The sequence below is a fragment of the Streptomyces sp. H27-C3 genome (assembly GCF_030063415.1).
GTDB lineage: Bacteria > Actinomycetota > Actinomycetes > Streptomycetales > Streptomycetaceae > Streptomyces.
This window is the reverse complement of sequence record NZ_JASITA010000029.1, coordinates 87,828-98,208: the sequence shown is the minus strand read 5'-3', so window position 1 is coordinate 98,208 and position 10,381 is coordinate 87,828. Positions and strand designations below refer to the sequence as shown.

General features: G+C 65.7%; 5 protein-coding genes. 4 read left to right on the top strand and 1 reads right to left on the bottom strand.

Features of this window, described 5'->3' with window-relative positions; all coding sequences use genetic code 11:
* Nucleotides 1-205 precede the first annotated feature (205 nt).
* The 4 genes from QMK30_RS26215 to drmC are packed head-to-tail and all read left to right on the top strand — an operon-like array spanning nt 206 to nt 8,226.
* Nucleotides 206-1,738: an Eco57I restriction-modification methylase domain-containing protein gene (locus QMK30_RS26215; RefSeq protein ID WP_283520779.1), complete on the top strand. Its 1,533-nt coding sequence runs from the start codon at nt 206-208 to the stop codon at nt 1,736-1,738.
* Entirely contained in the window at nt 1,735-5,457 is a 3,723-nt protein-coding gene (gene drmA, locus QMK30_RS26210; RefSeq protein ID WP_283520778.1) for a DISARM system helicase DrmA, read from the top strand. The genes QMK30_RS26215 and drmA overlap by 4 nt, the downstream gene beginning before the upstream one ends.
* Nucleotides 5,457-7,487: a DrmB family protein gene (gene drmB / locus QMK30_RS26205; RefSeq protein WP_283520777.1), complete on the top strand. Its 2,031-nt coding sequence runs from the start codon at nt 5,457-5,459 to the stop codon at nt 7,485-7,487. Before drmA ends, drmB begins: the two co-directional genes overlap by 1 nt.
* Nucleotides 7,480-8,226, top strand: coding sequence for a DISARM system phospholipase D-like protein DrmC (gene drmC / locus QMK30_RS26200; protein WP_283520776.1), 747 nt, complete (start codon nt 7,480-7,482; stop codon nt 8,224-8,226). Before drmB ends, drmC begins: the two co-directional genes overlap by 8 nt.
* Nucleotides 8,227-8,851: 625 nt before the next feature.
* Here the strand turns inward: drmC and QMK30_RS26195 are convergent.
* Nucleotides 8,852-10,243, bottom strand: coding sequence for an NAD(P)/FAD-dependent oxidoreductase (locus QMK30_RS26195; RefSeq protein WP_283520775.1), 1,392 nt, complete (start codon nt 10,241-10,243; stop codon nt 8,852-8,854).
* Between the last annotated feature and the right edge of the window lie 138 nt (nt 10,244-10,381).

The window sequence follows — 10,381 nt, the reverse complement described above, 5'->3', positions numbered from 1 at the left end:
ATTTCACTTACCAGGTGCCCTCTTGCTCGGGTCTGATGGAAGCGTAAGAACTCCCATCATCCCAGGCCAGCGGGCACCTCTTCTGATTTCTCCATCCACAGCCCGACCACTACGCGGTGGATCGAGGCTGAGAGCGGCGTACGAGAACCTGGGTATCGCGGTCGGACTTGCCTACCCCGGCCGGGGTGAGGAGTCGAATCGGGCGATGCTCGACGGAATCCTCGAAACCGGACTCACCCCAACAGTGACGACGGACTACGCGCGCTGGAAGCCGCTGCACTGGGTGCTGGCCGTGCCGGACGTGATGGAACGAGGCGGCTTCGACGCAATTGTTGGAAACCCGCCCTTTCGCGGTTCGACCTACTTGTCTGGGGATCTGGGCGCGAATTTCCGCGATTGGCTTGTCAACGTCTTGGCTGCGGGGCAAAGCGGCAGTGCAGATATCGTCGCTTACTTCTTCCTGCGGGCTCATTTGCTGTTGACTCAGGAAGGGGGCCTCGGCCTGATCGCAACAAATACAGTTGCTCAGGGGGTTACGCGCAAAGTTGGGCTGGAGCAGATCGCAAAAGGCGGATTTACGATCACCCGATCGATTCAGAGTCGTCCTTGGCCGGCGACAAGTGCGAATCTGGAGTTTGCGGCCTGCTGGGGTAGTCGGGGGGTAATTAGCTCTAAAGTGTCACGAGTGTCAGACGGTATTCCAGTGGAACGAATTTCGACCCTACTAGAGCCGGGTGGTCGTGTTGAAGGTGAGCCCGTTGGTTTGGTCGAGAACGTCAAAGTTGCTTTCCAAGGTTGCAACGTATTGGGTAAGGGTTTTGTTTTGGACCCGGTTGAAGCCGCGGATTGGATCGGAGTCGACTCCTGTAACAAGGAAGTGCTATATCCTTATCCGGATGGCAAGAAGGATATCTATGGAAGTCCGAACCTCGAGGCCAGTCGCTGGGTGATTGATTTCAATGATCGGACGGAGTTTGAATCTAGTAACTATCATCTGCCCTACCAGCGCGTTCTGGAGGCAGTGAAGCCAGAGCGTGCGCGTAATAAGAACCGCCAGCGCAGGGAGCTTTGGTGGCGTTTCACTCGGAATGCACCTGCGATGCGGGAAGCTATTGCGCCACTTGACGAAGTGATCATTATCATTCAGACGAGTGCGACTCAAATTCCAGTGGTGATTCCCGCAAGGCAAGTCTTTAGTCACAAAACGGTGGTAATTGCATCGCAGGATCGAGCATTGCTGGCCGTGCTTTCTTCGTCGATTCATAGAATCTGGGCGACATGCTGGGGTTCCACGCGCACCGGGGATCCTGTGTATACGCCAAAAGATGTATTCTTGACTTTCCCTCGTCCGGATCTGGATCGAACGCTGTCGCGGCTTGGAGATGCTCTCGACTCCGAGCGTCGAGAAATCATGATTCGGCGCTCCCTTGGGGTGACTAAGCTCTATAATCTAGTAAATGACCCTGATGTTGAATCATTCGCTGATCGAGATATCGCTCGACTTCGGCAGATTCACACTGAACTTGACTCTGCAGTCATGGAGGCATATGGCTGGGGTGATGTTCTACTCAACCACGGGTTTCACACGTATCGACAAATGGAGCGGTGGACGGTCGACCCGAATGCTCGCGTGAAAATTTTGGATCGCCTACTGCAGGAAAACCACCGCCGCGCTGCCGTGCAAGGTGTGGCTCCACTGCCATCCGAAATTGATGACGAGGAAGAAGACGACGAGTGACCACGCCGCCGCCCCAGAGGTCTCCACAGGATGCGTCCTACCGTCTCGCCCGTGAGCCGGACGGTCGTTCCTGGACCGCTCGCGAAAACCTCGTCGACGTTCTGGAACGTGAGCTCCTCGGCCCAGCCAACGGCCCCGAGGAGATCCTCGACGGTGTGCCCGACACGGCTTACCTGATTGGTCGGATCGCGCCCGTCCGTCTCACCTCAAACCGTCAGGACCCCAGCGAGGAAGGGTCGGATGACCCCGCGACGGACGTCGGAGACGCAGTCGACGCTGACGCGGGCCGTGGTGTGCCGGTGACTGCCGTGGACGACAGCAGTGCGAGCTCGGACGAGGACAGCGTCGACGACGAGCCGCAGAAGCGTGGGCTGATGATCCCCGCGTCGATGGGGTTGCGGTGTCAGATCCCGGACGATCTCGACGTGTTCACGGTGACCGCGACCTGGGGCACCTACGAGCCGATCAACGAGAAGGACGGCCGCGGCAAGGAGGATGGCGACGGAGCCCCGGCTTCGCGGCAGCGCCGCTTCAAGCGGACTCCGGTCGAGATCGCCAAGACGGTCGCCGTTGCCGACCTCTTCTCATCCCGCACAACGACGATTCAGCTCAAGGACAAGGTTGTTCTGCGGATCGACCGCTACGACGACGCCGAGCGCGGCTGCCGTCTGATCGAGGTGGCGCTCTGCAACGACCGGGAGACCCCGCGCAAGATCCCCGTCGAGGCGTGGCTGTACCAGACGAAGATCTCCGTCGAGGCCGGCGGCGAGGCGGTGTTCCTGCCTGTCACCGACGTGATGGGGGACGCCCGGCCCGAGCGGGACGACGAACTGCGGCGCCTGCGTCTCCAGTACCGGGACCGTCTGGAGTTCGCGATCGGGCGTACCTGCTCGGTCGACTGGTCGGTGGCCGAGGGTTCTCGGCGCGCGAATGCGGTCTGGACGACCTGGCTGCCTACGACCCAGACGCCGCAGACGGCCGCCGAGGAGATCGAGTCGGCGCTCCTCGACATGCGTGCGCTGGAGACCGCGTCCCCCGAGCAACTGCGCTCCGGCCTTATGCCCATTGTCGCGAGCTACACCGCCTGGCTCGACGGCGAGCAGGAACGTGCCGAGGCGCTGCCGGAGCACTTGCGCGCGGAGGGGCATGACGCCGTAGCCGAGGCCCGGCGAGTGCAGCGGCAGCTCGCCGACGGGCTGGAGTTCCTGCTCGGCGACGACGAGGCATTGCGGTGCTTCCGGTTCATGAACCTGGTGATGGGCGACCAGCGTGTCCAGTCACAGGTGGCCCAACGCCGGGCGAATCACCCCGAAGAGAGCCTTGAGGAGGCCCGTACGGCGATCCTCGATGACAAGGGTTCCAAGGCACACGCGTGGCGTACGTTCCAGCTCGCGTTCGTGCTGATGCAGCTGCCGCTGCTGTCCGACCCAGCGGCCGAGAAGCGCTCCGGTGACCTTGCCAAGGCGCAGCTTCTGTTCTTCCCCACCGGTGGTGGCAAGACGGAGGCGTACCTCGGCCTCGCGGCGTACACCTTCGCCATCCGTCGGCGTCAGGGCGTCGTGAACGCCTTCGACGGGCCGCTTGATGGTGGGTCCGGCGTAGCCGTGCTGATGCGGTACACACTGCGGCTGTTGACCGCGCAGCAGTTCCAGCGCGCGACAGCTCTGGTCTGTGCCGCGGAGCTCGCGCGGATGCGGGACCCGGCGACGTGGGGCGACGAGCCGTTCCGGATCGGGTTGTGGGTCGGAACGGATGTGAGCCCGAAACGGTTCGACGAGGCCGCGACCCAACTGGAAAAGGTCAATGCGGGGCGGGGCTACCGGCTGACCGTGCTGCAGATCCAGCGCTGCCCGTGGTGCGGCACCCGGATCGAGGCACGCGATGTGCGCGCCGATCCGAGCGTGCGCCGCGTGTACGTCTACTGCGGGGACGAGCTGGCCGAGTGCCCGTTCTCCGAGGGAGCTGAGGTCGCCGACGGGCTGCCCGTGCTCACCGTCGATGAGGAGATCTACCGGCTCGCGCCCGCGTTCGTCATCGCCACGGTCGACAAGTTCGCCCGCCTGGCACGTGAGGGCGAGGCAGCCTCGCTCTTCGGGTACGTGTCCCGGCGCTGCGAGCGCCACGGGTTCGTCCACCCCGACTACCAGCAGTGCGACATCAAAGACGGCAGCAAGCATCCGAAGCGGGAGAGCCTGCCGGCCGCCGCCGTACACCCGGTCACCCGGCTGAGGCCCCCGGACCTGATCATCCAGGACGAGCTGCACCTGATCACCGGCGCGCTCGGCACGACCGTCGGCCTGTTCGAGGTCGCGATCGACGTGATGACGGCAAGGCGCACGAGCGAAGGCACCCCCGCCCGCCCGCTCCTCGTTGCCTCCACTGCAACCGCCCGCAACGCACCTGACCAGGTACGCGCGCTGTACGGCCGGGACGTCACGGTCTTCCCACCGCAGGTCCTCGACGCGGGTCACACGTTCTTCTCCAAGGAACTCCCGGTCTCCGAGAAAGCGCCGGGGCGCGCTTACATCGGGGTCAATACGACCGGTGTCCGTCTGACCACGGCGGAGATCCGCGTCTCCGAGGTCCTCATGGCCGGCGCGCAACTACTGATGAATCGCTCCGGCGACGCGGCCGACCCGTACATGAGCCTCGTCGGCTACTTCAGCGCCACCCGTGAACTGGCGGGTATGGCAAGGTATATGGGTGACGACATCCAGACCGCGTTGGCCAAGCGACGGCCCTGGTCGAAGCTCCCGAGTCGCACAGGAACCAACTACGGGGCACTTCACGTAGCTGAACTGACCTCTCGGGTGGCCAGCGCGGACATCACCTCCACCCTGGACCAGATGGCGGTGCCGTTCGACCCCCGCTTCGACTCAGCCGTCGGCAAGCGCGAGCTGCGGGAACTGCGCGAGGCGAAGAAGCAGGCACCCGAGCGTGAGGTCAATCCGTACGACGTGGTCCTGGCCACCTCGATGCTCCAGGTCGGCGTGGACGTCACCCGGCTCGGTCTGATGCTCGTCGTGGGCCAGCCCAAGAACACCGCCGAGTACATCCAGGCTTCCTCGCGTGTCGGCCGTGACCCCGGGAAGCCTGGTCTGGTCGTCGCGCTCGGCAACTGGGCACGCCCCCGCGACCTCGCCCACTTCGAACAGTTCCGGCACTACCACGAGACGTTCTACGCCCAGGTAGAGGCGCTGTCCGTCACCCCGTTCTCGGTGACGTCACTGGAGCGCGGCCTGGACGGCGTATTGGTCAGCGCGGCCCGCGTGCTCCAGGCCGTACGCACCGACAGCCTTTCCCCCGAGAGCGGCGCGGCACGCATCGAGGCCGAGCAGCACTTCGCCGACGACCTCATCAACGCGCTCGTCAGCCGCATTCGACGGGCATCCGACGAGGACGCCGCCGACCGGGCGCGACTGCGGCTCAATAATCGGCTCGACCACTGGGGCAAGCGTCGCAAGCACCTCGCGGACCTGCGGAAGTCGCTGGTCTACGAGAGGGTCACAGACGACACCCGGCACGACGCGCTCATGATGAGCGCCGAGAACGCCAAGTCCCGCATCGACACCAGCAACGCACCACCCTTCGTGGTGGCCAACTCGATGCGTGAGGTCCAGCCGGAGATCAACCTTCTGGTCAGTCCGATCAAGGAAAACCTGGTGTACATCGCACCCCCCACCGCCCCACGATGGGTGATGCCCGAGGAGAGCTCCTGATGACGACCGATGCGACGCGTTTCGTCTACGACGCCGCGAGCGCCGTCGACCCACTCGGTGACCTGGAGCAGGAGGCTGAGAAGGCTGCCAAGCACAACCGCGCCAAGGTCGGCTCGGGTCGGCCCTCCTCGCTCCTCTACACCTACGGCCCCGGCTCGATCATGGACCTCCCTCAGTTCACGATCATGTCCACCGGCCTTGACGACTGGGACCGCATCTGGCGGCGCCGCGACGCCGCGCCCCCGCAGATCCACGCGCCTCGACTGCGCGAGGTGGTGCGCATGCTGCTTCGCTCGCCCGACGTCCAGCTCCGCCCTCACCCCTGGCAGCCCAAGCGCCTCAGCCTGTCCACCGAGGGCAACGACCTCGGCGTGCCAGCCCGGGTGTTCCCGCAGTGGCTGCGCTGCACCGGGTGCGACACGCTCGGGTTGATCTCACAGTTCGACTACCGCAACACCCATCCCTTCCGAACTGACCTGGCCTGCTTCGAGCACACCAAGTGCACCGGCCGGGCCGGAAAGCGGACCGGCAAAGCTGCCCGCCGCCCTGCAGTCCCCGCCCGCTACCTCCTCGCCTGCGCTGACGGGCACCTCGATGAGTTCCCCTACGAGCTGTGGGTTCACCGCGGGCAGCCGTGCAGCCAGGCCCAGCATCCGGCGCTGAAGATGGTCGACCGGACAGCCGGCAAGGGTGCCTCGGCGGTCATCCACTGCGGGGCCTGCGACATGAAGCGGCCAATGAACGAGGCCCAGGGCGAAGCCGGTAAGACCAAGCTGCCTCGGTGCCGGGGCCGCCACCCCCACCTGGACGCCTTCGAGCCCAAGGGCTGCGGCAACGAGACGCGACTGATGCTCGTCGGCGCCTCCAACCTGTGGTTCCCTGCCACTCAGTCGATCATCGTGATGCCGGAGTCTCAGCAGGAGAAGGCGAGCGACCTCGCCGACCGCATCCGCACCACCCTGGGCGAGAAGCTGGCCAAGTATCGCAACAACCTGGACATGATCCGAGACCTCCTCGACGGCTCTCTGGAGGTTGCACACCTCTCCGACGAAGAACTGGAAGTAGCCGTCGAAGCGGCAGCTGCCCCGACCGTCACCCCGGAGGAGCAGGAAGAGCAGATCCGGGATTGGGACCCGGTCGATCTCTTGGTCCCCGAGTGGCGCTACCTGCTCAAAGACTTCTTCGGCGCCCGCGACGAGGACGAGAAGAGCGGCCTGACCCTCTCCAAGCGTGACCGAGACCACGCCCTCCAGCCCGAGATCACCCGGGTCCTTGCGGTGGAACGCCTCCGCAAGGTCAACGCCCTGGTCGGATTCACCCGCATCGACGACATGGACCGAGTCGGCGACCTACCGCGTCGGCTCGCCCCCCTGACCCGTACGCCACGGCCCGCTTGGACCGTAGCCACCGAGGACCGAGGCGAGGGCATCTTCCTCCAACTCGACGAAACCGGTGTCGCCGCATGGGAGGAGCGAGTCCTGGCCACCGACCTCTGGGAGGCCCACCGCGCGGCCCACGAACGCAACTTCGCGCGCCGCTTCTCCGAGACCGCCGCGAACGTCAAAGCCGACTCCCGTCTGAAGCCGCCGCGCTACTGGCTCATCCACACCTTCGCCCATGTCCTGATCCGTGAGCTCGCCATCACCTGCGGATACTCCGCGGCCAGCCTCAGCGAACGTCTCTACGCGTGGCCGGCCGCCGAAGGCCGGGAGCCCGCAGCCGGACTCCTGATCTGCACTACCGCCTCCGACTCCGACGGCACCCTCGGCGGCCTGGTTCAGCTCAGCGAGCCTGCCCGGCTCCAGCATGTCGTCGCCAACGCCCTCGAAAAGGCGGCGCGCTGCTCCTCCGACCCGGTCTGCTCGATGCGCACTCCCCAGGACCCGGAGGACTTCCTCCACGGTGCCGCCTGCCACTGCTGCGTCATGGCATCAGAGACTTCGTGCGAGAGGGCCAATCGGTTCCTGGAGCGCCGCTTCCTCATCGACCTCCCGGGCAGCGATCTCGGGTTCTTCACCCTCCATGAGTGAGGCAATAGCGGCTGCGGGACGACTCGGTCAATTACTTACCGGCACCGAGGCCAAGGGCATCGCCGATCGCCTCGCCGACGGTGACACCGTGACCACGGCCCTCAAGGTCGTCTCCGTCGGCCGTAGAGCAGAAGTCCGGGGTCTCCTCGATGCCATCGCCCTTGGCGACGACGCGGTCCGGCACCACGTTCCGGTCCTGCGAGCGGTGCAGGGAGCACGCGCACTGCCGACGGCGTTGTCTCCGCTGTGGACGATGCCTGGCCACCTCGCGCAGAGTGGACCGCTCACCACTTCCGTACCCAAGCTCGTGGAAGGCGCCCGCCAGGCGGTCACTTGTTCGACGTTCAACTTCCAGCGCAGTTCGGCCCTTTGGGAGGGCCTCCGCAAGGCAGCCCAACGCGCCGAGGTCGAAGTCCGGGTCTACATGGACACGAAGGCAGCAGACGGAAGCGATCAGCACTGGTCGCCGACGACGTCGGAAGTCGCCACCCACCTGAAGCCCGCAGAAGTGTGGCGAACCAAGAAGTTCGATGGGAAATACGTCCGCAACCATGCCAAGTTCCTAGCCATTGACCATCGGCTCCTCCTGGTCACCAGCGCCAACTTTTCCTGGAGTGCGGAGAACAACAACGTCGAATTCGGCATTCTCATCGACAACCCGAACCTCACTGAAGCCGTCGAGCACGAGCTTCGAGAAGCCGAGAAGGTGCTGTATGAGCAAGTGCAAGCCAGACGGTAGGCACCATGTCGGTTCTCTGTGCGGATGGGACGAGGGCTGGGCGCGCCGCCGCCGGTCCGTACGTCGAGTGGAGGCTTCTGCTGCCCGTCCGTGACGTGCGGGTTGATCCGTACCGGCTACGCCAGGGGGTTTCTCTGGAGTGCTTTGCTGGGAGCGGACTCCCCAGCAGATCCTGTGGGAATCCGACAACGCCGGTGGTGCAGTCCTTGGTCGCCAGCGGAGCCCGCCTCGGTGGCCAGCCGGTGGCCGGACGCCTTTGGACGACGTAATACGAGGCAACGCAGGCCAAACAGCTTCACATGCTCTGATCAGGTGGAACGTCATCGCACAGCACGACTCGGTACCGCACAACATGGATGCTCACGGTCTTGTAATGCGTAGGTCGTCGGTTCGAATCCGACAGGGGGCTCCAGCAACGCCCCGGGACGATCCGAAACGGACCTTCCCGGGGCGTTTGTCGTACCTGTGCTGTACGTTCAGCGCGCGCTGTGGGGGGATGCCCGGCGCAGGCGCGGCACCACAGTGCCGCCTTTCATCGTGGGGAAATCCGTATGCGCAGATTCTCCGACCGGGAGGGCAGGCGTCTCGGCGTCGTGCTCAGCCCTCTGTGCTCTGTGCTCTGTGCTCAGTGGCGGCCCGCCACCCGGTCCGCGATGCGGGCGACGCGGTCCGTCCGGGTGTCGTGTCCGGCGGCCTCGCGACGGTCGGCGCCGCGGTAGGCGGCGTACATGCCCTGGACGCCCAGCCAACGCAACGGCTCCGGCTCCCACTTGCGCACCTTGTGGTCGACCCAGGGCAGCGTGGTGAGGTCGGTCGGGCCGCTCTGGCCCGAGTCCTGCTGGATCAGGTCGCGGAGCGTACGGGCCGCGAGGTTGGTCGTGGCGACGCCACTGCCGACGTAACCGCCCGCCCAGCCGAGGCCGGTGGCGCGGTCGAGGGTGACCGTGGAGCACCAGTCGCGGGGCACGCCGAGCACGCCCGACCAGGCATGGTCGATGTGGATCCCGGCCGTGGTGGGGAAGAAGCGGACCAGGATCTCGCGCAGCGCCTCGATGGTCGCGGGCTGGGTGCGGCCGTCGTTGTCCGTCTTCGAGCCGAAGCGGTACGGGACGCCCCGCCCGCCCAGGGCGATGCGGTCGTCGGCGGTGCGCTGCGCGTACATGTACGCGTGGGCCATGTCGCCGAGGTTCTCGCGGCCCTCCCAGCCGATGGTGTCCCAGACGGACGGCGGAAGCGGCTCGGTGACGATCATGGAGGAGTTCATCGGGAGCCAGGAGCGCTTCTGGCCCTTGATGTTCGCGGTGAAGCCCTCGGTGCAGCGCAGGATGTACGGGGCGCGGACCGTGCCGTACGCGGTGATGGCGTGCTTGGGCTTGATCTCGGTGACCGGCGTCGACTCGTGGATCGTGACGCCCAACGCCTCGACGGCCGCCGAGAGCCCCTTGAGGAGCTTCACGGGGTGCAGCCGTGCGCCGTGCGGGGTCCAGGCCGAGCCCACCGCGCCGGTGACCCGGACCCGCTCGGCGGTGTCGCGGGCGCCGAGCAGCAGGCGGTCCTTCTCGCCGAAGGCCGTCTCCACCGAGTGGAAGTCCTTGAGGCGGGTCAGCTGGGCCGGGGTGTAGGCGACTTCGAGTACGCCCCCCTGGTGGATGTCGGCCTCGATGCCCTCTTCGGCGGCCACCCGTACGACCTCGTCGACGGTGTCGTTCATGGCCTGCTGGAGGCGTACGGCCGCGTCGTGGCCGTGCAGCTTCGCGTAGCGGTCGCGGCCCGCGATGCCGTTGTACAGCCAGCCGCCGTTGCGCCCGGAGGCGCCGTAGCCGCAGAACTTGGCTTCCAGGAGGGTGATGTTGAGGAAGGGGACAGCCTTCTTGAGGTAGTACGCCGTCCACAGCCCTGTGTATCCGCCGCCGACGATGCAGACGTCGGCCGTCGCGTCTCCGGGCAGCGGCTCGCGTGGGGCGGGTATGCCCTCGTTCGCGTACCAGTAGGAGATGCCGCCGTTGACGGTGCTCATGATGTCCCTGCGTTCGGTTTTTGCTCAGCTGCTGATCAGCGGTGGTGCCGGGACGCTAGCGGGCGGAGGCGGGGTGCGGCAATGGCGGGGTGGTCATCAGGTGGGGTGGGCACGGTGGGTGGGCAGGTGGGGTGGGCG

Excerpts from the sequence above, each read along its gene's own strand:
- QMK30_RS26215 (WP_283520779.1), top strand. The coding sequence starts at position 206 with ATGCTCGACGGAATCCTCGAAACCGGACTCACCCCAACAGTGACGACG.
- drmC (WP_283520776.1), top strand. The coding sequence starts at position 7,480 with ATGAGTGAGGCAATAGCGGCTGCGGGACGACTCGGTCAATTACTTACC.
- drmB (WP_283520777.1), top strand. The coding sequence starts at position 5,457 with ATGACGACCGATGCGACGCGTTTCGTCTACGACGCCGCGAGCGCCGTC.
- QMK30_RS26195 (WP_283520775.1), bottom strand. The coding sequence starts at position 10,243 with ATGAGCACCGTCAACGGCGGCATCTCCTACTGGTACGCGAACGAGGGC.